The sequence below is a fragment of the Streptomyces sp. NPDC048295 genome (assembly GCF_040652135.1).
GTDB lineage: Bacteria > Actinomycetota > Actinomycetes > Streptomycetales > Streptomycetaceae > Streptomyces.
The window spans coordinates 1-24,715 of the sequence record NZ_JBEZLL010000024.1; the positions used below are offsets into that span (position 1 = coordinate 1).

23 protein-coding genes are annotated in these 24,715 nt (G+C 72.9%); 19 read left to right on the forward strand and 4 right to left on the reverse strand.

The genetic code is table 11. The features are described 5' to 3' along the window. Nucleotides 1-155 precede the first annotated feature (155 nt). The 7 genes from AB0D53_RS29680 (at nt 156) to AB0D53_RS29710 (ending at nt 7,849) form a co-directional block, all read left to right on the forward strand. A complete protein-coding gene (locus AB0D53_RS29680) occupies nt 156-1,049 on the forward strand; it encodes a glycoside hydrolase family 16 protein (protein WP_362452100.1) in 894 nt (297 codons plus the stop codon). A 120-nt stretch (nt 1,050-1,169) separates the two neighbouring features. Beyond that, nucleotides 1,170-2,231, forward strand: a complete 1,062-nt coding sequence (locus AB0D53_RS29685; RefSeq protein ID WP_362452101.1) for a GDSL-type esterase/lipase family protein — start codon at nt 1,170-1,172, stop codon at nt 2,229-2,231. 73 nt (nt 2,232-2,304) lie between these two features. Then, entirely contained in the window at nt 2,305-3,612 is a 1,308-nt protein-coding gene (locus AB0D53_RS29690) for an MFS transporter (protein ID WP_362452102.1), read from the forward strand. Next, nucleotides 3,599-4,783: an acyltransferase gene (locus AB0D53_RS29695; RefSeq protein WP_362452104.1), complete on the forward strand. Its 1,185-nt coding sequence runs from the start codon at nt 3,599-3,601 to the stop codon at nt 4,781-4,783. Before AB0D53_RS29690 ends, AB0D53_RS29695 begins: the two co-directional genes overlap by 14 nt. A gap of 30 nt (nt 4,784-4,813) precedes the next feature. Then, nucleotides 4,814-5,824: an LLM class F420-dependent oxidoreductase gene (locus AB0D53_RS29700; protein ID WP_362452105.1), complete on the forward strand. Its 1,011-nt coding sequence runs from the start codon at nt 4,814-4,816 to the stop codon at nt 5,822-5,824. Next, nucleotides 5,821-6,597: an alpha/beta hydrolase gene (locus tag AB0D53_RS29705; protein ID WP_362452106.1), complete on the forward strand. Its 777-nt coding sequence runs from the start codon at nt 5,821-5,823 to the stop codon at nt 6,595-6,597. The genes AB0D53_RS29700 and AB0D53_RS29705 overlap by 4 nt, the downstream gene beginning before the upstream one ends. A 214-nt stretch (nt 6,598-6,811) precedes the next feature. Further along, nucleotides 6,812-7,849, forward strand: coding sequence for a helix-turn-helix transcriptional regulator (locus AB0D53_RS29710; protein ID WP_362452107.1), 1,038 nt, complete (start codon nt 6,812-6,814; stop codon nt 7,847-7,849). Here the strand turns inward: AB0D53_RS29710 and AB0D53_RS29715 are convergent. After that, nucleotides 7,804-8,688, reverse strand: coding sequence for an alpha/beta hydrolase (locus AB0D53_RS29715; protein ID WP_362452108.1), 885 nt, complete (start codon nt 8,686-8,688; stop codon nt 7,804-7,806). The genes AB0D53_RS29710 and AB0D53_RS29715 overlap by 46 nt on opposite strands. 190 nt (nt 8,689-8,878) lie before the next feature. On the opposite strand from AB0D53_RS29715, the gene AB0D53_RS29720 reads away from it, so the two are divergent. The 9 genes from AB0D53_RS29720 (at nt 8,879) to AB0D53_RS29760 (ending at nt 19,338) form a co-directional block, all read left to right on the forward strand. Further along, a complete protein-coding gene (locus AB0D53_RS29720) occupies nt 8,879-9,523 on the forward strand; it encodes a hypothetical protein (RefSeq protein WP_362452110.1) in 645 nt (214 codons plus the stop codon). Continuing rightward, nucleotides 9,511-11,334 carry an asparagine synthase (glutamine-hydrolyzing) gene (gene asnB, locus AB0D53_RS29725; RefSeq protein WP_362452111.1) on the forward strand — a complete coding sequence of 608 codons (1,824 nt, stop codon included), beginning with the start codon at nt 9,511-9,513 and terminating at the stop codon, nt 11,332-11,334. Before AB0D53_RS29720 ends, asnB begins: the two co-directional genes overlap by 13 nt. Further along, a complete protein-coding gene (locus AB0D53_RS29730) occupies nt 11,331-11,900 on the forward strand; it encodes a flavin reductase family protein (RefSeq protein WP_362452112.1) in 570 nt (189 codons plus the stop codon). Before asnB ends, AB0D53_RS29730 begins: the two co-directional genes overlap by 4 nt. Next, a complete protein-coding gene (locus AB0D53_RS29735) occupies nt 11,897-13,360 on the forward strand; it encodes a 4-hydroxyphenylacetate 3-hydroxylase N-terminal domain-containing protein (protein ID WP_362452113.1) in 1,464 nt (487 codons plus the stop codon). The genes AB0D53_RS29730 and AB0D53_RS29735 overlap by 4 nt, the downstream gene beginning before the upstream one ends. 15 nt (nt 13,361-13,375) lie before the next feature. Continuing rightward, nucleotides 13,376-14,191, forward strand: a complete 816-nt coding sequence (locus AB0D53_RS29740; RefSeq protein WP_362452114.1) for a class I SAM-dependent methyltransferase — start codon at nt 13,376-13,378, stop codon at nt 14,189-14,191. 77 nt (nt 14,192-14,268) lie between these two features. Then, nucleotides 14,269-15,921 (forward strand): ABC transporter substrate-binding protein, encoded by a 1,653-nt coding sequence (locus AB0D53_RS29745; protein WP_362452115.1) that lies wholly within the window; start codon nt 14,269-14,271, stop codon nt 15,919-15,921. Beyond that, entirely contained in the window at nt 15,921-16,874 is a 954-nt protein-coding gene (locus tag AB0D53_RS29750; RefSeq protein WP_362452116.1) for an ABC transporter permease, read from the forward strand. The genes AB0D53_RS29745 and AB0D53_RS29750 overlap by 1 nt, the downstream gene beginning before the upstream one ends. After that, nucleotides 16,871-17,725 (forward strand): ABC transporter permease, encoded by an 855-nt coding sequence (locus tag AB0D53_RS29755; RefSeq protein ID WP_362452117.1) that lies wholly within the window; start codon nt 16,871-16,873, stop codon nt 17,723-17,725. The genes AB0D53_RS29750 and AB0D53_RS29755 overlap by 4 nt, the downstream gene beginning before the upstream one ends. Next, entirely contained in the window at nt 17,722-19,338 is a 1,617-nt protein-coding gene (locus AB0D53_RS29760) for an ABC transporter ATP-binding protein (RefSeq protein ID WP_362452119.1), read from the forward strand. Before AB0D53_RS29755 ends, AB0D53_RS29760 begins: the two co-directional genes overlap by 4 nt. Here the strand turns inward: AB0D53_RS29760 and AB0D53_RS29765 are convergent. Continuing rightward, nucleotides 19,292-20,734 (reverse strand): NAD(P)/FAD-dependent oxidoreductase, encoded by a 1,443-nt coding sequence (locus tag AB0D53_RS29765; RefSeq protein ID WP_362452120.1) that lies wholly within the window; start codon nt 20,732-20,734, stop codon nt 19,292-19,294. The genes AB0D53_RS29760 and AB0D53_RS29765 overlap by 47 nt on opposite strands. Nucleotides 20,735-20,848: 114 nt before the next feature. On the opposite strand from AB0D53_RS29765, the gene trxA reads away from it, so the two are divergent. Next, a complete protein-coding gene (gene trxA, locus AB0D53_RS29770) occupies nt 20,849-21,220 on the forward strand; it encodes a thioredoxin (RefSeq protein WP_072488462.1) in 372 nt (123 codons plus the stop codon). 76 nt (nt 21,221-21,296) lie between these two features. Here the strand turns inward: trxA and AB0D53_RS29775 are convergent, their stop codons facing one another. Both AB0D53_RS29775 and AB0D53_RS29780 read right to left on the reverse strand, forming a co-directional pair. Next, nucleotides 21,297-21,653: a hypothetical protein gene (locus tag AB0D53_RS29775; RefSeq protein ID WP_362452122.1), complete on the reverse strand. Its 357-nt coding sequence runs from the start codon at nt 21,651-21,653 to the stop codon at nt 21,297-21,299. Between the two features lie 89 nt (nt 21,654-21,742). Beyond that, nucleotides 21,743-22,765 carry a LacI family DNA-binding transcriptional regulator gene (locus tag AB0D53_RS29780; protein ID WP_362452125.1) on the reverse strand — a complete coding sequence of 341 codons (1,023 nt, stop codon included), beginning with the start codon at nt 22,763-22,765 and terminating at the stop codon, nt 21,743-21,745. Between the two features lie 49 nt (nt 22,766-22,814). On the opposite strand from AB0D53_RS29780, the gene AB0D53_RS29785 reads away from it, so the two are divergent. Together AB0D53_RS29785 and AB0D53_RS29790 are read left to right on the forward strand one after the other, a co-directional pair. Further along, the gene (locus AB0D53_RS29785) at nt 22,815-23,033 is read left to right on the forward strand and encodes a hypothetical protein (RefSeq protein WP_362452127.1); all 219 of its coding nucleotides are present in this window, start codon (nt 22,815-22,817) and stop codon (nt 23,031-23,033) included. A gap of 140 nt (nt 23,034-23,173) precedes the next feature. Continuing rightward, on the forward strand, nt 23,174-24,688 hold the full coding sequence (locus tag AB0D53_RS29790; protein ID WP_362452128.1) for an SPFH domain-containing protein: 1,515 nt from the start codon (nt 23,174-23,176) through the stop codon (nt 24,686-24,688). Nucleotides 24,689-24,715: the final 27 nt, after the last annotated feature.

Genomic DNA, 24,715 nt, shown 5'->3' on the forward strand with positions numbered 1-24,715 from the left:
GAGCGCCCTCAGGGACTGGGCCTCCGCGGCGAGTCCGTCCCACGCAGAGGACGACAGGGAATGGAAGGCCGTGGCCTCGATACACACACACAACGGCAGTTTGTCATTTGCATGACAAACACTGGCCGTTCCGTTTCCGCACGGGAAGGACCCCCATGACCTCCCCCCATCTCCCCCGGCGCCTGCTCACGGCCGCGCTCTGCACACTCTCCGCGCTCGCCCTCGTCCCGGCCTCCTCCGGCCTCGCGGCCGGGGTGCCCGCGCCCGGGCCGCGTACCGCCACGACTGCGGCGGCTGCCACCTTCACCGACGACTTCGACGGCCCCGCGGGCTCCGCCGTGAACGGCGCCAAGTGGCAGATAGAGACCGGTGACAACGTCAACAACCACGAAAGGCAGTACTACACGGCCGGGAACAGCAACGCGGCACTCGACGGCCAGGGCCATCTGGTCATCACCGCGCGCCGCGAGAACCCGAACAACTACCAGTGCTGGTACGGGACGTGCGAGTACACCTCGGCACGGCTGAACACCTCCGGCCGGTTCACCCAGACGTACGGGCACGTCGAGGCGAGGATGAAGGTGCCGCGCGGCCAGGGCATGTGGCCGGCCTTCTGGATGCTGGGCGACGACATCGGCCAGGTCGGCTGGCCGAACTCGGGCGAGATCGACGTCATGGAGAACGTGGGTTTCGAACCGTCCACGGTCCACGGCACGTTGCACGGCCCGGGCTACTCCGGCTCCGGCGGCATCGGCGCCGCGTACACCCTGCCCGGCGGTCAGGCGTTCGCCGACGACTTCCACACCTTCGCGGTCGACTGGGCACCCGGCTCGGTGACCTGGTCGGTGGACGGCAACGTCTACCAGCGCCGTACGCCCGCCGATCTGGGCGGCAACGCCTGGGTTTTCGACAAGCCCTTCTTCCTGATCCTCAACCTGGCGGTGGGCGGCTACTGGCCCGGTGACCCCGACGGCGGCACCGCCTTCCCGCAGCAGCTCGTCGTCGACCACGTGCGGGTCACCACCAGCGATCTCCGGCCGCCGGCCTGACCGTACCCCGCGCCCCGGGCCGTCGGCCCTGCCGGTGAGTCCTGGTCACAGCATCCGCAACGACTGGTTGCGACCGCCCCGCCCGCCGAGGATGGCGACCGACTCGGGGAGGTGGCGGGAATGGCGGCGAAACGTGTGGTGGCCGGGGACGATCCGGTGCTGCGGTTCCGCGGAGCGGTGTCGTTGCAGCACGGGCCGGGCTGGGTGGCGCCCTGGCGGGTGCCCCACCGGGAGGCGGAACTGCATCTGCCGGAGGGCGGCATCGGCCGGGCCGCGATGCCCGCCGGTGTCCGCGTCGCGCTGCGGACCGACAGCCGCGAGCTCGGCTGCCGCTACCGGGCCGATCCCGCACCACGGCTCAACGGGCCGCAGGAGCAGCCCCGTCTGGACGTGGTGCGGGAGGGCGGGATCACCGACACCGTGGAACTGCGGTGCGACGGGAAGGACGCCGAGTTCCTGGTGTCCGGCCTGCCGGGGCGGATGACCACGGTCGAGCTCTGGCTCCCCACGTACCACCAGTTCCGGCTGCGTGCCCTGGTCGTCGACGGGGCGGCGAACGTCGCGTACGACGACCGCGAACGCCCGCGCTGGGTCCACTACGGGAGCTCCATATCGCAGGGCAGGGGCGCCCGTTCGCCCGCCGGGGCCTGGCCGGCGCTGGTGGCCGGGCGCGCCGGTCTCGATCTGACGTCCCTCGCGCTCGGCGCGGCGTGCTGTCTCCAGCCGATGACGGCCCGGCTCATGCGGGACCTGCCCGCCGACCTGCTCACGGCCTGCGTCGGCATCAACGTCCAGGCGCTCGGCAGCCACAGCCCGGCCGCCTTCAGCTCCGCCCTGGTCGGTTTCGTGGCCACGGTCCGCGAGCGGCATCCGACGACACCGTTCGCCCTGATGTCGACGGTCATCGCGCCGGACCGCGAGACGGTTCCCGGGCCCTCCGGCCTGACCGTCCAGGACTGCCGCACCCGCACCCGCGAGGCCGTCGGACTGCTGCGCAGGCACGGCGACATCAACCTCCACTACATCGACGGGCTCGACGTCTTCGGCCCGCGCGAGGCCGGACTGCTGCTGGAGCCCGAGGGGCTGGACCGGCTGCATCCGGGGCCCGCCGGGCATCCCGTCTTCGCCGAACAGTTCCTGGCGGCACTGCGCCGCAGCCTGTGTGTGCCAGTACCAGCATGAACCGGGATCTGACTGCCGGGTTCCCGCAGCGGAACGATCGCCTCGTCAGACACCGTCCGGCGAGAGGAATGCCGTGCCCGAGTCCACCCCACCCGTCGCCGACGGGACACCGCCCGCCCAGTCGCCGCCCGCCCGGGTGCCGTGGGTGACGTACACGGGTGTGTATCTGCTGCTGTTCCTGATCGGCACCGAGACGTTCCTGGTCTCGCCGCTGCTGCCGACCATCGCCGGTTCGGTCGGGGTCTCCGTGGCCGCCGCGGCGAGCACCGTCACCGCGTACACGCTGGTGTACGCACTGACCGCACCGTTCCTCGGCGCGGTGTCCGACCGGTTCGGCCGGCGTCCGACGATTCTCGCGGGAACGCTGCTGTTCCTGCTGGGCAACGCCCTCGCCGCGGTGGCCGGGAATCTCGGCGTGCTCGTCGTGGCCCGGGTGCTGGGGGCCCTGGGCGCGGCGCTGGCCGGGCCCTCGATCTGGGCCCATATCGCGGAGACGGCACCGGCGCCGGTCAGGGGCCGGGCCGTCGGGCTCGGGATGGCGCTCTTCTCCGCCGGTCAGGTGCTGGGCGTTCCCGCGGGCAGTTTCCTGGCCGGCTGGGGCGGCTGGCGGGCCTCGTTCTGGGCGCTGACCGCGCTGACCGCGGCGTCTGCGCCCCTGCTGCTCGCCCAGATCAAGGACCGGCCGGGCAAGGAGGCCGAGGCGGCGCCGCTGCGGTTCGCCGCGGTGTTCACGGTCTGGCGCGACGGAGTGCTGCGGCACACCCTGATCGTCGTCTTCCTGCTGCAGGCCGCGAACCTCGGGGCGTACACCTTCCTCGGCTCCGCGCTCCACGACCGCTTCGGGCTCTCCGTCAACGAACTGGGCCTGCTGGGCATTCTGGTCGGGGCGGGCAGTGCGCTCGGTTCGCTGGCCGCGGGCCGGATCGGGGACCGGGCGCGCGAGCGCGGCTCCGGTGACGCGTTGTGGATTCCGGTGTGGTGCCTGGTCCTGGGCGGTGCGGCGGTGCTGGCCGCGCTCGGGGCGGACTCACTGCTGGCGTACGCCGCGGTGCTGGTGTGGTTCTTCGCGAGCGGTGCCTTCGGAACGCTCGTCCAGACGCTGCTGGTGTCGTCGCGGCCGGAGCTGGGGGCGACGTCCAGTTCCTGGAACAGCGCGACGCTGTACGCGGGTACGGCGGTCGGTGTCGCGGTGGCGGGTACCTTCGCGCACGCGGACACCGGCACCGCGGTCGTCGGCGGTGGTCTCGCGGTGCTGGCCGGACTGACCGCGCTGCCGCTGGTGGGCCGGCTGCGCCCGGTGCCGGCGGAGGGCGCCGCGCGGGCGGATTCCGCGCCGGCCGGTACCGGCACGAAGGAGGCGGCGGCCGATGGGCGTTCCTGACACCGGGCGCCACCGTGCCCTCCCGCTCGACGGGCTCCGCGCCGTGGCCGCGCTGCTGGTGATCGCCCTGCATGTGGGCATCTACACCGGCCAGGTCGCCTCCAGCTGGCTCGGCATCGGCGAGGCCGGGCCGCTCGGGCCGGTCATCTCCCGCTTCACGGTGGGGGTGCCGATCTTCTTCGTGCTGTCCGGGCTGCTCCTCTACCGCCCTTTCGCCGACGCGGCCCGCGAGGGCGGTCCGCGTCCCTCCATCGTCCGCTATCTCCGCCACCGGGCGGTGCGCATCCTGCCCGCCTACTGGCTGGTGGCGCTGGTGGCGCTCGTGTGGTTCGGGCGGGACACCCTCGGTGCGCCGTGGCCCGCGCTGCGGACGTTCCTGCTGCTGCACATCTACGGCTCCGACCCGATACCGGCCGGCATCCCGCAGACCTGGAGCCTGGCGACCGAGGTGTCGTTCTACGTCTTGCTTCCGCTGCCGGCCGTCGCGCTCCACCCCTTGCTGCGACGGGGCAGGACAGCGGTCGTGCTCGGTGTGCTGGGCGCCGTCGAGGCGGCGACGCTGCTGTCGGTGGTGCTCACCCATGTGCCGTCGGCCGGGCCCTACCCTCCGGCCCAGCTGTGGCTCCCCGAGTACGCCGGGTACTTCGCGGCGGGCATGGCGCTGGCGGTCCTCGCCTCACGGACCGCCGAGCCGCCGGCCTTCGCCCGCAGGCCGTGGCTGTGCTGGGGGGTGGCGCTGCTCGCGTACGTCCTGGTGTCGACGCCGCTGACCGGCTCGACGCTGCGCTACCCGACGGTGGGCGAGGCGCTGCTGGAGCACGCGCTCTGTCTCGTGGTCGCGGTGGGGCTGGTGGCGCCGCTGGCCCTGGGCCCGGCCCGGCCGGAGCGGGCGACGCCCGCCCGTCTGCTGTCCCGCCCGGTGCCCGCCTGGCTCGGGCAGATCTCGTACGGGCTGTTCCTCTGGCACATGGTCGTGGTCGAGGCCTGGCTCCGTACGACCGGCGAACGGGCCGGTTCGGCGGACTTCCTGGTGCTGTTCCCGGTCACCGTGGTGCTGTCCGTCGGATGCGCCGCGCTCAGCCACTACCTGGTCGAACGCCCGCTTCGCCGGCTGCGCGGCCGGACACCCGTACCACGCGGGCGCCCACTGCCCAGGCCCGCCGCAACCTGAGATCCACGACCCACAGGAGTACGTACGCCCATGAACGCCGTCCGCTGGGGCATCAACCTGCCTCTGCCCTCCCGCGCCCTGACCGATCACCGTCGCACCGTCGAGGCGCTCCCCGATCTCGGGTTCACCGATGTGTGGACCGGGGAGGGCGGAGGCATCGACGCCTTCACCCCGCTCGCCGCGGCGGCGGCCTGGCAGCCGAAGCTCCGTCTGGGTACGGGAGTGGTGCCGGTCTTCACGCGGGGCCCCGGCATCCTCGCCCAGACCGCCGCAACCCTCTCCCAACTGGCTCAGGGCGACGTGCTGTTGGGTGTCGGGGCCTCCGTACCGGCCCATACGACCGCGCTCAACGGCGGGGCGCACGACCGGCCACTGGCCAGGGTCAGGGACACGGTCCGGTTCCTGAGGCGGGCGCTGCACGGGCAGCCGGTGGGCGATGCCTACGAGACGCTGTCCGCCCCCGGTTTCAGCCTCGGCTTCACGCCGACCAGACCGCCGAAAGTGCTGGTCGGGGCCTTGCGCCCGAGGATGCTCGGGGTGGCGTACGGGGACGGGGACGGGGCGGTCGTCAATCTCCTCACCGCCGAGGACGTACCGCGGGTGATCGCGGCCGGACGGGCGGAAGGAGGTGTGGACGGCTCGGACGGTACCCCGCCGCCGGACAGGGAGACCGTGGTGAAGCTCTTCGTCTGCCCGACGCGCGATGTGGCGTACGCCAGGAGCGCGGGCCGCGGCTTCCTCGGCTGGATCCTCAACCAGAAGCCCTATCACGCGTTCCACGAGTGGCTCGGACGCGGGGAGTTGCTCAGGGAGTCGTACGAGGCCCATCTGGCCGGCGACCGTCACGGGGCCGCCGCCGCGCTGCCCGACCGGCTCGTCGACGCGCTGTGGCTGCACGGCGAGCCGGCCGCACTGCGCGAGCGCATCAGCGGCTTCCTGCACCCCGGGGTGACGACCCTGCTCCTCTACATCGCGCCGACGCCCGAACTGTACGGACGGCCGGAGGCGCTGACCGGACTCCTCGCGGATCTGCGGGCATGACGGTCAACCAGTCCCTCGGCGGGCGCCCGGTGCTGCGTGTCCGGCCGCCCGCCGGAGGGGAACGGACCGGACGGACCGTGGTGCTGCAGCTGCACGGGGGTGGTTACCGGGCGGGATCCCCCGAGCCGAGCCGGCCGCTCGCCGCCCGCCTCTCCCGTCTGACCGGTGCCGAAGTGATGCTGCCCGCCTATCGGTTGGCGCCCGCGCACCCGTTTCCCGCAGCCGTGGCGGACGGGCTCGGCGCGTACGCGGATCTTCTGCGGGGCGGCGTTCCCGCCGACCGGATCGCCGTCCTGGGCGAGTCGGCCGGCGGAGGACTGGCGCTCGCCGTGCTCCTGGAGGCGCACAAGGCCGGGCTGCCGATGCCGGCCGCCGCGGTGGGGCTGTCGCCGTGGCTGGATCTCACTCTGGAATCAGCGGCGTTCGCGCGGTGCGCGGCCACCGATCCGGTGCTCGACCGCCCCTCGCTGCGCCACTCCGCCTCGCTCTACCTCGCGGGCGCCGACCCCCGTACCCCCGCCGCTTCACCGCTGTTCGCCGACGCGACGGCGCTGGCCGCCCTGCCGCCCGTGCTGCTCCAGGCGAGCCGCGCGGAGGTGCTGGCGGACGACGCGGAGCGCTTCGGCGCCCGGATGACGGCCGCGGGCGGCGACTGCCGGGTGGAGATGTGGGACGGGACGACGCACTGCTGGCAGCTGGCCGTGGACCGGCTGCCGGAGGCCGTGGCGGCCGTGGGATCTGTTGCGGAATTCTTAACGGAACATCTCGCCTGACGGACAACTCCCGAGAAACCGGACAGCGGTGGAGCGGGCACGGTTAAGCTGGCCCTTGAAAACCGCAGGATCGCGGAGAATCGGGGGGCGGCATGCAGCCGGGCGACGGAGTGGTGAATTCCGGACCGTGCGAACGGCGCCGGCGATGTAGGGGCGCACAGCAGCGCACCCACTGACCTCGCAGAAGCCGCGAACATCCGGAAGGCAGTTTTCCATGAATGCATCCGCGAATACGCCCCTGAATACGCCTGCGAACAGGTCCGCGGGCTCCTCTGCGGACACATCCGCGCAGACGAACGCGCACCACGGCGAGGAGACCGGCGAGAACCGGCAGTTCGCCAATTCGAAGGAGCTGGGGGCGTTTCTCCGCGCCCACCGCGAAAGACGCTCGCCGCGGGATGTCGGCCTGCCCGACACCGGCCGGCGCCGCACGCCCGGTCTGCGCCGCGAGGAGGTCGCCGCCCTCTCGGGCGTCGGGCTCGCCTGGTACACCTGGCTGGAGCAGGGCCGGGTGATCCCGTCCCGGAAGGTGCTGGAGGCGGTGGCCCGCACGCTCGGGCTGAACGCTGTGTCGTACCGCCATGTCCTTGCCCTGTCCGGGCTGTTGCCGCCCACTCCGGACGGCGCGGGCCACGACGAGGTGGCCGCCCGGGTGCAGAGCCTGCTGGACACCTGGGAGAACAGCCCGGCGGTGCTGCTGGACTCGCGCTTCGACATCACCGCGTGGAACGAGGCGTACGCCGCCGTGTGGTCCGATCCGGCCGCGATCCCCGCCGAGCGCCGCAATCTGATGTGGTGCGTGGCCGGGAGTCCGGCGTTCCGTTCCACGCTGCTGGACTGGGAGCCGGTGGCCCGCGCGGTGCTGGCCCACTTCCGGGGGCAGACCGCGCGGCTCGCCGCCACCGACCGTCGCGCCCGGGAGATCTACGCGACCTTGCGCGAGGACTTCCCCGAGCTGACCGAGTGGTGGGAGTGCCAGGGGGTCGGCGATCTGACGGCCCGCCGGATCTCGGTGCTGCTGCCCCGTCACGGCGGGCTCGACCTGCTCTTCTCCGCATTCCGCCCGGTGGACGACCCGGAGGCGCTGATCGTGGTGCAGGCGCCGGTCGGTCCGGCCGACCGTGAGCTGGTGTCCCGGCTGGTGCGCGAGAGCCGCGGCACGGGCGCGGAGATCGTCCGGATCGGGCGGGACCGGGCGGCCGCCGGTCATCCGGTGGCGGCCTCGGCGAAGAAGGAGCGCAGCTCCGCGTAGGTCTCGGCGGGCGCTTCCTCGGGCAGGAAGTGCCCGCAGTCCAACGCTCTCCCCCGCACGTCGTGCGCCCAGCGCCGCCACACGGCGAGCACGTCATGGCGCTGCTCGGTGTGCGAGCGCTTGCCCCACAGGGCGAGCACCGGCGCCTCGATCCGTCGCCCGGCCCGCAGATCCGCCCGGTCCTGCTCCAGGTCGGGACCGAACATCGCCCGGTAGTCCTCGCAGATCGCGTGCACGACGGCCGGGTCCGCGGCGGCGGCCCGGTAGGCGGCGAGCGCCTCGGGCGCGAACAGCCCGGTGTGCGACCCGAAGAGGAACGTCTCCGGGTCGCCCGCGATCATCCGCTCCGCGACGGGATACGGCTGGGCCATGAGGAACCAGCGCCACAGCTGTCTGGCCCCCGGCGCGTCGACCGCGTCCAGCGCGTCCGCCGTCGGCACGACGTCGAGCACCGCGAGCCGGCCGACCCGTTGCGGATGGTCCAGGGCCAGCCGGTAGGCACACCGGGCGCCCCGGTCGTGGCCGGCCACGTCGAAACGGTCGAAGCCCAGCTCGCCCATCACCCGGACCAGGTCGCCGGCCATGGCGCGCTTGCTGTACGGCGACGGCCCGTCGCCCGCCGGGACGGTCCGCACGCTCTCCCCGTACCCCCGCAGATCGGTGGCCACGACGGTGAACTCCGCGGCCAGGAGAGGGGCCACGGCATGCCACATCGCGTGTGTCTGCGGAAATCCGTGCAGCAGGAGCAGCGGTGGCCCCTCGCCCGCCCGGCGGACACGCACGGGTCCGCCGTCGGCTCCGGCGACGGTCAGTGAATCGAATCCCTGGAACAGCACCATCGGTTCAGCGTAATCGGGTCCGAAGCCGTCAGGAATTCATTACGGATGCTGTTATTCACAGTCACAGGATGACCGGTGCACCGCCTCAAGAATTGCCATTGACGGGGTCGAACCCGCATTCCTATTCTGCGTCAGGAATTTCGAATTCATTCTTTCCGAAGTCCTTCTTCTCCGGTCGAAAGAGCTGCTCATGAAGCAGAAGTACTCCACCGACATGAGCCCGTCGGAGCGCGCCGCACTGTGGCGGCAGCGCCTCTTCGAGGCCGAGGCAGGCCTGACCCGCTATCTCACCGAGGCCCGCGGCGGCCAGGACATCGACGACTGGATCGCGGTGCGTTCGGAGATCTTCGCCGATCTCCCGGGCCGGGACGCCGATGCGGATACCGATGCCGGCACCGACGACTGGCAACGCGTCTTCTTCCGCGCCCAGGCCCTGATGGAGCGGTTCCTGGTCTCCCGGTACGGACACGGCGAACTGGCCGCCTGGGCACGGGCCGGCGCCGAGGTCCACCGCTACGTCGAAGCCGGTCACGGCCGCGGCGCGCTGGACCCGGTCCTCCGGGTGGCCCGCCAGGCCGAGTTGTACGGATCGCGCTACCGCGTCGTCGAGGACGGCACCGAGCGCGCCTCGCTGGAGATCTCGCACTGTGCCATCTGGGACTACCGCGAACAGGCGCGCGCCCGCGGCGTACGGCTGACGCTCGCGTCGCCCTGCGAGTACTGCGTGCACGCCACCGGCGCCAACATCGCCGCCAAGGGTTTCGTCGCACGCCATGAACTCACCGAGGGCCCCGACGGCCCCGGTTGCATCTGGGAGGCGCAATGTGCGGCATAGCCGGGTGGGTCGACCGGGACCGCGATCTGCGGGCCGAGGCCCGGACCGTGCGGGCCATGACCGACACCATGGTGCTGCGTGGTCCCGACGCGGGGGACATCTGGCTCTCCGAGCACGCCGCTCTCGGCCACCGCCGGCTCGCCGTCATCGATGTGGAGGGCGGCGCCCAGCCGATGGAGGCCCGGGACGGCGAAGGCCAGGTCCTGGCCGTGATCACGTACAGCGGCGAGGTCTACAACTTCCGCGAGCTGCGTGACGAACTCAGCGCGCTGGGGCACCGGTTCCGTACCGGCTCGGACACCGAGGTGGTGCTGCGGGCCCACCTCCAGTGGGGCGAGGCGGCGGTGCCCCGGCTGAACGGGATGTTCGCGTACGCCGTCTGGGACGTGCCCCGGCAGGAGCTGCTGCTGGTCCGGGACCGGCTCGGGGTGAAACCGCTGTACTGGACGGCCGGTGACCGCCATCTGCTGTTCGGTTCGGAGCCGAAGGCCGTCCTGGCCAATCCGCTCTTCACCGCCGAGACCGACGCGCAGGGACTGGCCGAGCTGTTCGCGGTGCCGTCCGCGCCGACACCCGGTCTCACCGTGTTCCGGGGGCTGCGCACGGTACGCCCCGGGCACACGGTGCGCTTCGGTCCGGCAGGGGTGAGCGAGCGGGCGTACTGGACGCTGGAGACCCGGCCGCACACCGACGACCTCGACCTCACCGCGGCCCGGGTGCGTGAGCTGCTCACCGACACCGTGCGGCGCCAGCTGGTCAGCGACGTCCCTCTGGGGCTGCTGCTCTCCGGCGGGCTCGACTCCTCCACCCTGACCGCGCTGGCGGCGTCCGATGCCGACGGCGAGAAGGTCGCGACGTTCTCGGTGGACTTCCCGCCGGACGAGCAGCCCGAGCGGCTGGGCGACTGGAACCGGGACAGCGACGCGCCGTACATCCAGGAACTGGCGGGCCGGCTCGCCACCACGCACACGACGGTGACCGTGCCGGGCGGCGAGCTGCTGGCCCACCGTCCGATCGGGCTCCAGGCCCGCGACCGGCCCGGCTGGGGCGAGCCGGACGTATCGCTGTACCTCCTGTTCAAGGGAGTGCGGCGGCATGTCACGGTCGCACTCTCCGGCGAGGTGGCCGACGAGGTGTTCGGCGGCTATCCGTATTTCCACCACGACCGTCCGCTCGACACCTTCCCCTGGCTGAGCGGCAGGCCTTCCCCGGCGAGCCTGCTGCGGCCGGACGTCGCTTCGTGGGTCCGGCCCGAGGAGTACGCCGCCCGGCGCTTCGCCGACGCGCTCGCCGAAGTCCCGCACCTGGAAGGCGAGTCGGGCCGGGAACGGCGGGCCCGGCAGATCTCCTATCTGGCGCTGACCCGCTGGCTGCCCGCCCTGCTGGACCGCAAGGACCGGATGAGCATGGCGGCGAGTCTGGAGGTGCGGGTGCCGTTCGCGGACCACCGGCTCGTCGAGTACCTGTGGAACGTGCCCTGGTCGCTGAAGAACACGGGCGGGGTGCCCAAGGGGCTGCTGCGGCGGGCGGTCGGCGATCTGCTGCCGCCGAGCGTGCTGCACCGGCCCAAGAGCGGCTACCCGGCCAGTTCCGCACCGGGCTACGGGCAGACCCTCCGGGCGCTCGCCGAGGACCTGGTGCAACGGAACGGCCCGGTCTTCGAGTTGGTGGACCGGGACGTGGTGAAGCGGCACCTGGCGGCGGGCACCCCACTGCCCGGACCACGTGCCGCGCCCCACCCGACCGGCGGGCTCGACCATCTGCTCGCCGTCGACCGCTGGCTCGACACCCACGGGGTGAGGGTGCGATGAGCCTCACGACCGGGCACGGCGGGCCGACGGCGGCGGAGTACCTCGCCGCCGCCCGGACGTTCCCCACCGGGGTGACCGTGGTGGCCACCCGCTACCGGGACGGCACCCCGGCCAAGACCGTCTCCGCCTTCGCGTCGCTCTCCCTCGATCCGCTGCTGATCGCCGTGGCGATCGGCAGGCACAGCCCGCTGGTGTGGGCGGCGCGCGCCTCCGGGGTGCTGTCGGTGAACGTCCTGCGCCACGACCAGCAGGAGGTCGCCGACTACTACGCGGCGCCCGAGCGCGGCCGGGCGCAGCCGCCGCCGGTGGGCCTGGTGCGGGAGCGCACCGGCGCGCCGGTCCTCGACGACTGCCTGAGCTGGTTCGACTGCCGGCTCGTCACCGTGACGCCGGGCGGGGACCACGCGCTCCTCATCGGCCAGGTCGTCGGTGTGCGCGGCGGCAGCGGTACGCCGCTGGTGCACCACGCCGGCCGCTACCGCGGCCTCAGCCCTGCCGCGCCCCTCCACAGGACGCCACCGCCGCGTCAGACCCCTCTCCCGCATCAGCAAGGGACCTCAGCATGACTTCCTCTCTCACTTCGGCCGTCGAACCGCTGGGCGTACTCGACGGCGCGCGTTTCCGGGCCGGTCTCGACGACGGGCGCAGTGTGTGGCTGGACGGCGAAGAGATCAAGGACGTGGCCGGGCATCCGGCGTTCGCCGCGCCGGTCGCCGAACTCTCCCGGCTGCTCGACCTCCAGCACGACCCGGCCCACCGCGACCTGCTCACCGTCGAGGACCCGGAGTCGGGTCTGCGCATCGGCCGCGGCTACCATCCACCGCGCAGCGCCGAGGAGCTGCGGGCCGCCCGGGACAGCGCCGAGGTGTGGATGCGGGAGTCCTGGGGCCAGCACGGCCGCTCCCCCGCCTTCATGGCGTCCATCGCCGTCGGTCTGCTGGATTTCCGGCACCGGCTGGAGACCAACCGGCCCGGCTTCGGCGCCAACGCTCAGGCGTACCACCGCTTCGCCTCCTCGCGCGACCTGCTGCTGACGCATGCGCTGGGCGACCCGCAGATCGACCGGTCGGCCAGTCCGGTCGACCACCCGGACCACGCGCTGCGGGTGCTGCGCGAGGACAGTGCCGGGATCGTGGTCCGCGGGGCCAAACAGCTCACCACGCTCGCGCCGTTCGCGCACGAGGTGCTGGTCTATCTCTCGGCCTCGTTCGCCCGGCGCGGCGCCGAGGAGTTCGTGCTGTGGTTCGCGCTGCCGCTCAACGCTCCGGGGCTGCGCATCCTGTGCCGCGAGCCGTTCGGCAGCAGGCCGCACGGGCACGCCCATCCCTTCGCGAGCCGGTACGACGAACAGGACGCGATGCTGTTCTTCGACGACGTGACCGTGCCGTGGGACCGGGTGTTCCTGCTCGGCGACGGGGCGCTGGCCCGTGAGGGGCTCGGCAGGATCAACGCGTGGAGCCAGTACATCGGGCAGGTCCGCTACCGGGAGCGGCTGCGCACCCTGCTCGGGGTCGGCTCGCTGCTCGCGGAGTCGATCGGGGTCGACGGCTTCCGCAACATCCAGGAGGACCTGGGGGAACTCGCCGGCTACGCCCAGGTCCTGGACCACTTCCTGGATGCCGGGGAGGCCACCGCGTACCGCACCGACAGCGGGCTGCTGGCCCCCGGTCCGACCCCGGCGGCGGCGGTGTGGGCGGCGCAGGTGGCCGGGCGTGCGGTGGGGATCGTACGGGGCATCGGGCAGTCCGGAATCCTCATGCAGCCCACGGAGAACGATCTGCGTTCGGCCGAGCTGCGGCCGCTCCTGGACCGCTACATGCGCGGCAGGGGCATCGATGCCGAGCACAAGTCCCGCCTGTTCAGGCTCGCCTGGGACCTGACGGCCGACAGCTTCGGGCAACGGCAGGACCTGTACGAGTACGTGCACCGGGGCGACCTCGCTCGCAACCGCATCAACCTGTACCGCAACCACGACCTGTCGGCGGTGCGCGAGCGCATCGCGGCACTCGTCGACGCCCCGCTGTGAAGGGACCGTTCCGACATGACCGACGACATACTCGACCGCGCCCGCACCCTCTCCGGGTACGACGACGTCAGCCGGATCCGGCAGGCCCAGGACCACGACTGGGTCCTCGGGCTCGCGCCGGACGGCCCGCGCACCCTCCTCGATCTGGGCTGCGGGACGGGGGCGTTGCTGGAGGCGGCGCTGGACCGCTGGCCGGACGCGGTGCGGGCGGTGGGGATCGACGGCTCCGGCCACCGGGTCCGCGAGGCCGGGGTGCGGCTGGCCGGGCGGGCCGAGCTGCTGACCGGTGACCTGCTGCGGCTGCCCGCCCTGGACGACCGGTTCGACGTGGCGTTCATGACGTCCGTGCTGCACTGGCTGCACCCTGACGAGGACCGGGCGTTCGCCTGGGTCGCCCGCCATCTGGCACCCGGCGGCGCCTTCGTCCTGACGACACATCACCCGGTGACGGACCATAAGGGTATCGGCGGTGAGGATGTCGTCGCGGTCGACGCCCTGCGGCTGCTGGGTGTCCGGGCCGACCTGTCCGGGGTCGTGCCGATGGGGGTCCGGGCCCGGTCGGCGGACGACGTACGGAAGCTGCTGGAGCGGCACTTCACGATCGAGGAGTCGCACGGGCGGACGGTGCCGGTGCGGGCCGCGGGCGACCGGCAGTACCGCGACTTCCACGCCTCCACGTTCGGCACGTACTTCAGCCGGCTGCTCCCCGACGAGCGGCAGTCGGAGTTCTTCGACGCGGTCGGCCGGGCCGCCGCCGACCGGACCGCCGAGCGCGGCGAGGTCTACCGCATCACGGTGCGGGCCTGGCGCGCGGTGCCGCGCCCCCGGTGACCCCCGTCCCTCCGCCCCCCTTTCCCGCTTTCTCGTTTTCCCGTTTCCCGTCGCACGACTCTGAACGGAGCCCCGCCGTGCCCACTCGCCGGTCCTTCCTCCTGCTGTCCGCCGGTGCCCTGACGGCGGCCGGCCTCACCGCCTGCTCCTCCGGCACCGCGGCCGACTCCTCCTCGGGTGCGGGCGGTGCGCCGCGCGACGGCGGGACGCTCACCTTCGCCACCGATGTCGAGCCGGACAACTTCGACCCGCACGTGTCCCCGGCCGACATCGTGGGAGTGCTGCTGCGCAATGTCTTCGACTCCCTGGTGGCACAGCGCCAGGACGGTGGTTTCGAACCGTGGCTGGCCAGGGAGTGGACGGTGTCGGACGACGGGAAGGCGTACACCTTCCGGCTCCGGGACGATGTGGAGTTCACCGACGGCACCCCGTTCGACGCGGCGGCGGTGAAGGCGAACTTCGACCACATCGTCGCTCCGGCCACCAAGTCCCAGTACGCCGCCACCCTCATCGGCCCCTACGAGCGCACGGACGTCGTGGACCGGCACACGGTGACGGTCCGGCTGAAGAGGCCGTACGCCTCGTTCCTGCACGCCGTGTCGACGACGTATCTCGGCTTCCACTCACCCGCGGCGCTGCGCGGGTGGCCGGGCGAACTGGCGGCGGGCGGCACGGCCTCCGTCGGCACGGGGGCGTTCACCTTCGTCTCCCGCGTCAAGGGCCAGCAACTCGTCCTCGCCCGCAACAAGTCCTACGCGTGGGCGCCCTCCTCCGCGAAGAACAACGGCCCCGCCCACCTGGAGCGGCTGGTCGTCACGTTCCTGCCGGAGAACGCGACCCGGGTCGGCGCGGTGACCTCCGGTCAGGCGGACGTGGCCGACGCCCTGCCGGCCAACCGGATCGCCGCGCTGAAGTCGCAGCCGGGCCTGACCGTCAGCAGCCACGACTCGCCGGGCATCGTCTACTCCTACTTCCTGAACACCGCACGCGCCCCGTTCGACCAGCGAGACGCCCGGCTCGCCGTGCTGCACGCCGTCGACACGGAGGCCATCACCAAGGCGGTCTTCGCGGGCCAGTACCGGCGGGCCTGGGGCCCGCTCAGTCCGTCCACCCCCGGCTACGACGCCTCCTTGGAGAACAGCTGGAGGCACGACCCGGCCAAGGCGGGTGCGCTGCTCGACGGACTCGGCTGGACGGACCGTGACTCCGACGGGTACCGGACCAAGGACGGCGGACGGTTCCGGCTGACGCTGCTGTATGTGCCGGCGTACACCAAGTCCGAGCGGCGCACCTTCGACACCGCGGTCCAGGACGACCTGAGGAAGGCGGGCATCGAGCTGGTCCTCAAGCCGCTGGACGCGGGCAGCTACACCCCGGTGCGCAATCGCGGCGACTACGACATCATCGCCTTCGCCTGGGGCGGTTCGGACCCGGATCTGCTGCGTACGGTCTTCCACTCCGAAAGCCAGCTCGCCGACGGCGGGGCGAACGGCTCCCGGGTGCACGACCCGCGCGTCGACGGCTGGCTGGACGCGGCGACGGCGACCACCGTGCGCAAGGAGCGCGAGGCGCTGTACGCGAAGGTGCAGCGGCGGATCGTGGCGCAGGGGTACGCCCTGCCCGCGTTCGTCGGCACCCGCCAGCTGGGAGTCCGGCGCCGGGCGCACGACGTGACGTTCGACGCCTCGGCGTGGCCGCTGTTCCAGGGCGCGTGGGTGGACGGCCGCTGATGTCCGCGATTCATCGGTGGGCGGTGCCCGTGGCGCGCCGGCTCGGCTCCGGGGTGCTGGTGCTGTGGGGCGCGGCGACCGTGTCGTTCCTGGTTCTGCATCTGGTCCCCGGTGATGTGGTGGACACGGTGCTCGGGCCCTCGACGGCGGCGACGCCCGAGCTGCGTGAGCGGATCCGGGCCGACTACGGGCTCGGCGATCCGCTGCTCGTGCAGTATCTGCGGCAGCTGGCCGGGCCGCTGACCGGAGATCCGGGCCGCTCGTACCAGCTGGGCCTGCCGGTCGGCGATGTGCTGGCGGGCCAGATCGGGCCGACGGTGGAGCTGGCGCTGACGGCGACCGTGCTGGCGCTGCTGATCGCGTTCGTGGCGGCCGTCGCGACCGCGGGCCGGGGCCGGGTCGCCCGCGCGGTGGCTTCGGGTCTTGAGCTGCTCGCAGTGTCCGTGCCGTCGTACTGGCTCGGCATTCTGGCACTCACGGTCCTGTCGTACCGCTTCCGGCTGCTGCCGGCGGCGGGCGACCAGGGTCCGGCGGCGCTGGTGCTGCCCGCGCTCACTCTCGCGCTGCCGATCGGCGGCATGCTGGCCCGGGTCGTCCGGCAGGAGCTGGACGAGGCGCTGGCCAGACCGTTCGCACTGACGGCGCGGGCCAGGGGCGCCACGGAGCGGACGGTGCTGCTGCGGCACACCCTGCGTCATGCGGCGCTGCCCGTGGCCACGCTGTCCGGGTGGGTGGTCGGCAGCCTGCTGGGCGGGGCGGTGCTCACCGAGACGGTGTTCGCCCGGCCGGGTCTCGGCCGGGTGCTGGTGACGGCGGTGACGTCCAAGGACATCCCCGTGGTGACCTCGCTGGTGCTGTTGTCCGCGGCGGCGTTCGTCGTGGTGAATCTGCTGGTGGATCTCGCCTGCCTGGTGATCGATCCGCGGCTGCGTACGGAAGGGGCGGGCGTATGAGCGCGGTCGCGCGGACATGGGGCGGGCGGGCCGGCCGCCCGGAGGAACGGCGGGTGGCTCCGGCGCTGGCCGCGGCGGTGCTGGCGCTGCTGGCGGTGGCGGTGGTCTTCCCCGGGCTGCTCGCCCCGCACCCGCCGAACGACACGGATGTGGTGTCGGCGTTCCGCCCGCCCGGCGGTGCGCACCCGTTCGGCACGGACGAACTGGGGCGCGATGTGCTGTCCCGGGTGGTGTACGGGGCGCGCCCGTCGCTGGCGATCGGGCTCGGCGCGACCGCGCTCGGTGTGCTGGCCGGGCTCCTCGTCGGGCTGCTGGCGGCGACGGGGCCGCGGGTGGCCGACCGGGTCCTGATGCGTGGTCTCGATGTGCTGCTGGCCTTCCCCGAACTGCTGCTGGCGCTGCTGGTGGTCACGGTCGTCGGGTCCGGTACGGCGAATGTGCTGGTGGCGATCGGCATCGCGGCCGTGCCCACCTACGCGCGGCTGGTGCGGGGCCAGGCGCTGCTGGCCGTCAGGTCGCACTACGCGGAGGCGGCGAAGGTGCTGGGGGTGCGGCGGCCGGTGATCGTGCTGCGGCATGTGCTGCCCAATGTGACGGGGCCGCTGCTGGTCCTGGCCACCATCGGCACCGGGACGGCGGTGATCTCCGGGTCGGCGCTGAGCTTCCTGGGGCTCGGCACGCCGCCGCCGGCCGCGGAGTGGGGTTCGATGCTGTCGGACGGGCGGGAGTTCCTGGCGACCGCGTGGTGGACGGCGACCTTCCCCGGGCTGGCGATCGTCGCGGTGGTGCTCTCGGTGACGGTGCTGGGACGGTCGCTGCGGTCCGGTACGCCGAAGGGGGCGGGGGCATGAGTGCGTTGCTGACCGTCGAGGGCCTCGATGTGCGCTTCGGGTCCGGACGCGGGGGTGAGGGGCCGGGTTCGGTGCATGCCGTGCGGGACGTGAGTCTCTCCGTCGCCGCGGGCGAATGCCTGGCCCTGGTCGGGGAGTCGGGCTCGGGCAAGAGCACGGTGGCGCGGGCCCTGCTCGGGCTCGCCGGGGCCGGGGCGCGGACGAGTGTGAGGACGCTGCGGGTGGACGGGCGGGACGCGAGCGGCTTCGGGGCACGCGACTGGCGTACGGTGCGGGGCCGGACCGTGGGGCTGGTCGCCCAGGACGCGCTGGTGTCGCTGGACCCGCTGCGCCGGATCGGGGCCGAGGTCGCGGAGCCGATGCGGCTGCACCGTACGGCGGACCGGTCGCGGATCGGCGCCCGGGTCGTCGAGCTGCTGCGCCGGGTGGGTGTCCCCGATCCGGAGGCACGGGCGGCCCAGTATCCGCACGAGCTCTCCGGAGGGCTGCGGCAGCGGGCGCTGATCGCCTCGGCGCTGGCCGCCGGCCCCCGTCTGCTGATCGCGGACGAGCCGACCACCGCGCTCGATGTGACCGTGCAGGCTCAGATCCTCGACCTGCTCGCCGCGGCGAAGGAGAACGGCACGGGGCTGCTGCTGATCAGTCACGACCTCGGTGTCGTGGCGCGGATCGCGGACCGCGCGGCGGTACTCAGACATGGCGCGGTCGTGGAGGCGGGGCAGGTGCCGGGGCTGCTCGCGGAGCCCCGGCACCCGTACACCCGCGCCCTGCTGGCGGCCTCCGTGCTGCGTTCCCCGCCGCGCGCCCCGAAGCGCTCGCGGACCGTGCTGGAGGTGGAGTCGGTGTCGCTGTCGTACGGGGCGCGCGCGGCGGTCCGCGATGTCTCCTTCACGCTGCGCGCGGGCGAGACGGTCGGACTGGTCGGTGAGTCGGGCTCCGGCAAGAGCACCGTGACCCGGCTGGCGACCGGTCTGCTGCGGCCGCACTCCGGCACCGTGCGGATGGACGGCGAGCCCTGGTCCGGGCTGCCCGAACGCCTGCGGCGGCCGCGCCGCGCCCGGATCCAGCTCATCCACCAGGACCCGTACAGCGCCTTCGATCCACGCTTCACGGTCTCCCGGATCATCGCCGAGGGCGTCCCGCGCCACGAGGACCGGGCCGCCCGCACACGCGAACTCCTGGGTCTGGTGGGCCTCGGCCCCGAACATCTGGACCGCCGCCCCGACCAGCTCTCCGGCGGCCAGCGCCAACGCGTCGCCATCGCCCGTGCCCTGGCCCCGTCCCCCGCCGTCCTGGTGTGCGACGAGCCGGTGTCGGCGCTCGACGCCCCGGTGCGGACGCAGGTCCTGGATCTGCTGGACGACATCCAGCAGCGCCTGGGAACGGCCCTGTTGTTCGTCTCGCACGATCTGTCGGTGATCCGGCGGATCAGTGACCGGGTGCTGGTGATGAAGGACGCGGAGGTGGTGGAGGAGGGCACGGCCGAGGAGGTGTTCGACCGGCCCCGGCATCCGTACACGAGGTCGCTGCTCGCGGCTGCCCTCACGGCCGGCCCGCCTCGGGGGGCTACGCGTCCCGGTACGCCTCCAGCAGCCGCAGCCAGACCTCGCTGATCGTCGGGTACGCGGGTACGGCGTGCCACAGCCGGTCGATCGGGACCTCGCCGGCGACCGCGACCGTCGCCGAGTGCAGCAGCTCGCCGATGCCCGGTCCGACGAAGGTGACACCGAGCAGGATCTCCCGGTCGAGGTCCACGACCATGCGGGCGCGGCCCCGGTAGCCGTCCGCGTACAGGCCGGAGCCGGCCACCGCGGCGAAGTCCTGGTCGACGGCGCGTACCCGGTGGCCGGCCCGCTCCGCCCCGGCGAGGGTGAGTCCGACCGAGGCGGCCTCCGGGTCGGTGAAGACGACCTGGGGGACGGCCGCGTGGTCGGCGGTGGCGGCGTGGGCGCCCCAGCGGCCGGTCTCCAGCTGCGGTACGCCGGCGGCGCGGGCGGCGATCGCGGCGCCCGCGATGCGTGCCTGGTACTTGCCCTGGTGGGTGAGGAGCGCCCGGTGGTTGACGTCACCGACCGCGTAGAGCCAGGTGGTGCCCTCGACCCGGCAGCTGTCGTCGACGGTGAGCCAGGATCCGGGCTCCAGGCCCACCGTCTCCAGTCCGAGGTCGTCGGTGCGCGGGGCCCGGCCGGTGGCGAAGAGGATCTCGTCGGCCTCGATCTCCTCACCGCCCGCGAGTTCCACGGTGACCGGACCGTCCGGGACCGCGCGCCGCACCGCGGCGACCGAGGCCCCGGTGCGGATGTCGGCGCCCGCCTCGGTGAGGGCCGTGCCGACCAGTTCGCCGGCGAAGGGCTCCATCCTCGGCAGGAGCCCCTTGCCCCGGACCAGCATCGTCACCCGGGCGCCGAGGGCCTGCCAGACGGTCGCCATCTCCACGCCGACCACGCCGCCGCCGACGATCACGAGGCGGCCGGGCACCTTCTTGGCGCTGGTGGCCTCCCGGCTGGTCCAGGGGCGGGCCCCGTCGATGCCGGGCAGGTCGGGGACGACGGCGCGGCTGCCGGTGCAGACGGCGACGGCCCGGCGGGCGGTGAGCCGGTGCTCGGTGCCGTCGGGCGCGGTCACGGCCACCGTCCTCTCGCCGGTGAGCCTGCCCTGGCCCCGGTAGATGTCCGCGCCGATGCCCTCCACCCAGGCGACCTGTCCGTCGTCCTTCCAGTGCGATGCGTAGGTGTCACGGTGGGCGAGGACCGCCGCGGTGTCCAGCGGCCCCTGCACGGCGTCGCTGAGACCGGGGACGCGGCGGGCGTCGGCGCGGGCGACCACCGGGCGCAGCAGGGCCTTGCTGGGCATGCAGGCCCAGTAGGAGCACTCGCCGCCGATGAGTTCCACCTCGACGACCGCGGCGCTGAGCCCGGCGGCACGGACCCGGTCGGCGACGTTCTCGCCCACGGGCCCCGCTCCGACCACCACGACGTCGTACTCGGCATTCAGGGAAGCATCAGTCATGGGGACAGTCTGGTCGCGGGTGTGCGTGGCGGCCACATGGGCAGGCGGAATAGTGCAGAAGCAGGCACCGTTGTGCGGACAGGTCCGAACGGGCACAGGAAGAGGTAACAGAGAATGAGCACCGTTGAGCTCACCAAGGAAAACTTCGATCAGGTCGTCAGCGACAACGACTTCGTCCTGATCGACTTCTGGGCTTCCTGGTGCGGCCCGTGCCGGCAGTTCGCCCCGGTCTACGACGCGGCCTCGGAGCGCCACGACGACCTGGTCTTCGCCAAGGTCGACACGGAGGCGCAGCAGGAGCTGGCGGCGGCATTCGAGATCCGCTCCATTCCCACGCTGATGATCGTCCGGGAGAACGTGGCGGTGTTCGCGCAGCCCGGGGCGTTGCCGGAGGCGGCGCTGGAGGACGTGATCGGACAGGCGCGGAAGCTGGACATGGACGAGGTCCGCAAGTCCATCGAGGAGCAGCAGAAGGGGCAGCAGTAGGCCCTGTTCCGTGGGTGAGGGGTCCGGCCCGGGCGGTCGGGCCCCTCACCCGTGTCCGGGGCCGGGCGGCGCGGTCTCAGCGGTCGGATTCGCGCTCGGCGTCCCTCTCCTTGACCCGGGCCGAGAGGCCGAAGGCCAGTTCGGCGCCGTCGACCAGCAGGGCCTCGACCGCGTGCGTCGCGGGGTCGATGTCGGCGACGATGCCTTCGCCGGAGTACCGGGGGTAGCCGGACGCCCCGGTCTGCCCGGTCGCCGACACGACCGCCGAGCGGACTGCGCCGCCCGGCTCGGCGATGTCGGGCTCGGCGGCATCGGGCTCGGCGGCATCGGCAGTTCCGGCGGTGCCCTCGGCCGCTGCGGTGTCCTCGGCTTCGGTGGTGTCCTCGGCGAACCGGGGGACCAGCAGGATCTCGTAGCTCTGCGGATGGCTCATGGTCATGACGCTAGGCAAGCGGCACCGGGTACGCACCTCGCCGCGCTGCCGCACGGTGCGGTACGGGCGGTGCGCCCGCCCGCGCCGCCTCAGCCGGATTCGCGGCGGACCACCCCGGCCCGCAGCAGGTCGTGGTGTTCGGGTGCCCCGCCGGGATCCCGTACCAGCCGGTCCACCAGGTCCGCCAGCGGCTGCGCGGTGGCCAGCTCCATCCGTACGGTGCTGAGCCGGGGCCGCAGCAGCCTGCCCAGCATCAGGTCGTCGGCACCGACCACGGCGGTCTCGCGCGGCACGTCGATGCCCGCGTCCTGAAGGGCCCGCATCAGGAGCATCGCGTATTCGTCGTTGTAGGCGAACACCGCGTCGAGGTCCAGGGCGCGCCAGCGGGCCGCCAGCCGGGCGGCCGAATCCTCGTCGTACCGCAGCGGCAGCGGTTCCACCCGGGCGCCGTGGAGCCGGGCGGCCTGCCTGGCCCCGGTCAGCCGGGGTTCGGCGAACAGGCCGAGTCCGCACTCCTCGGGCATGACCACGCCGATCCGGCGCCGGCCGCTCTCCAGCAGGTGTCCGACCGCGCAGCCGCCGACCTCCCGCTGGTCCATGACCAGTGCGTGGGCGCCCGGCACCGGCCGCGGGCCGAGCGTGATCACGGCCTTGGCCCCGGAGCGCCTGAGTACGGATATCCCGCGCGGCGTGAGGTCGATCGTGCCGGGGGCGATCACGGCGACCGGGCGGAGTTCGGCCCAGGCGCGGGGCGCGTCGTCGGGGTCGAGTCCGGTGCTGCCGTACTGGACGACGGTGTAGTCGAGCCGGCGCAGCCCCGATTCCAGTTCGTGGAAGAAGCGGTGGTGGAGCGGGCCGGTCGGGAAGTTCACGGTGGGCAGCAGCACCATGCGGGTGTGTCCGGCCCGCAGGCTGCGGGCCGCGGCGTGCGGTACGTAGCCCAGTTCGGTGGCGGCTTCCCTGACCCGGCGGCGGGTGGTCTCGCTGATCCGTACGGAGACGTTGTTGTTCAGCACGTACGACACGGTGGCCCTGGAGACCCCGGCGAGCCGTGCGACATCGGCACTGGTGGGGACGGGGGGTTCGGTGGGCTGGTTCGGTAACTGGCTCATGGCGTCGGGCAGTCTTCCAGACCCCCGGTGCGTGGGTACGCTCCGGGGCATGGATGAATCCTCGATGGTGGGACTGCTCGGCCGGGTGACCGGGACGGTGGGGCCGGGACTGGTCGGCGAGGTGATGGTCCGGATCCGGGGCGGCGCCGAACACTTCCTCGCGCATCCGGCCCGGGCGAGGGAGCGCATCGAGGTGGGCACAGTGGTGACGGTGATCGAGCACCTGCCTCCGCGCACGGTCTATGTGGCGCCCGCGTACGGGAGTTGAGGGACGCGCGGGGGGTTCTTGACGGATTTCGTCGTCAAGAATTCGGCAAGGATCCGCACGCGTCTTCTGCCCGGTCGCGAGCAGGAGAAGACTCCCCCCGTATTCAGCGGTGCCGACGGGGTACCGCGATAAGGGGGCGCATGCCGATGGTCATCGGCGTCACGGCGGGTCTCGCACTCGCCGCCATCATGGTGTTGTTCGGGCTGTTCAAGTTGATGTGGCGGGTCGCCGAACCCAACGAGGCACTCGTCATCTCGGGTTCCAAACACAGGACCGAGGGCCTGGGGCAGGGCATGGGGTTCCGGATCGTCACCGGTCACGGCACGCTCGTCATGCCCGGGGTCCAGGCGGTGCGGAAGATGTCCCTGGACCTCAACGAGACCGAGCTGTCCGTGGACTGCGTCACGCACCAGGGGATACCCCTGCGGGTGCGGGGCGTCGTCATCTTCAAGGTGGGCGACGACTTCGTGTCGATCGCCAACGCTGCCCGCCGCTTCCTCGATCAGCAGAAGCTGATGTCGGAGCGGGTGCACAACGTCTTCGCCGGTCATCTCCGTTCCATCGTGGGCGGGTTGACGGTCGAGGACATGATCCGGGACCGGGAGAAGCTCACCGGGCAGACCCGGGCCGCGTGCGGGACCGAGATGGAGAAGCTCGGACTCATCGTCGACTCGCTCCAGATCCATGAGATCGAGGACCCGACGGGTTACATCAAGAATCTGGCGATGCCGCACGCGGCGGCCGTGCAGCGGGACGCCCGGATCGCGCAGGCCGAGGCCAACCGCCTGGCCACCGAGGCGGAGCAGCAGGCCGCGGCCCGGATGTCGGAGGCGACCCGGGACAGCGAGATCCTGCAGGCCGGGTACCAGGCCGAGCGCGACAAGGCGGCGGCCAGTTCCCGGCAGGCGGGCCCGCTGGCCGACGCGGCGGCCCGGCAGGAGGTCGTGGTCCAGGAGACCAGGGTCGCCGAACTGGAGGCACAGCGGCGCGAGCAGCAGCTCCAGGCCGATGTGCGCAAGCCCGCGGACGCCCAGGCGTACGAGAAGCGCACCCTGGCCGAAGGGGAGCGCGACGCCCGGATCTCGGCCGCCGAGGCGAAGGCGCGGGAGACGGAGCTCGCCGCGGTAGCGGAGGCCAACCGGGTGAAGACGGCGGCGCTCGCCGAGGCCGAGGCGACGAAGGCGCGCGGCGCCGCCTCCGCGACCGCGACCAGGGCGACGGGTGAGGCGGAGGCCGCTGCCGCCCAGGCCAAGGGGCTGGCGGCGGCGGAGGCGGCCCGCGCCAAGGGCCTCGCCGAGGCGGAGGCGATCAAGGCGCGGGCAGCCGCCCTGGCGGAAAATCAGGAAGCGGTCGTCGCACAGCAGTTGGCCGAGAAGTGGCCCGAGATCGTCCGGGCGGGCGCGGGCGCCTTCGGCAGCGTCGACCACATGGTGCTGCTGAACGGGGCCGACGGCATGTCGGACATGTTCGCGAAGGCGCTGACCATGGGCGGCACCGGCCTGGGGCTGGCCCGGCAGTTGCTGGCCACGATGAGCCAGGGCGACCGGGCGGAACCTGCGCCGCAGGTGAACGGGGTGTCCCCGGCCACCCCGCCGTCGCCGCGCAAGCAGCGGATTCCCGTGACGGATGATCAGGAGGGCGGCCCGGCCGCCTGACCGGTCCGGTGGTGGCCGGTGCGCGCG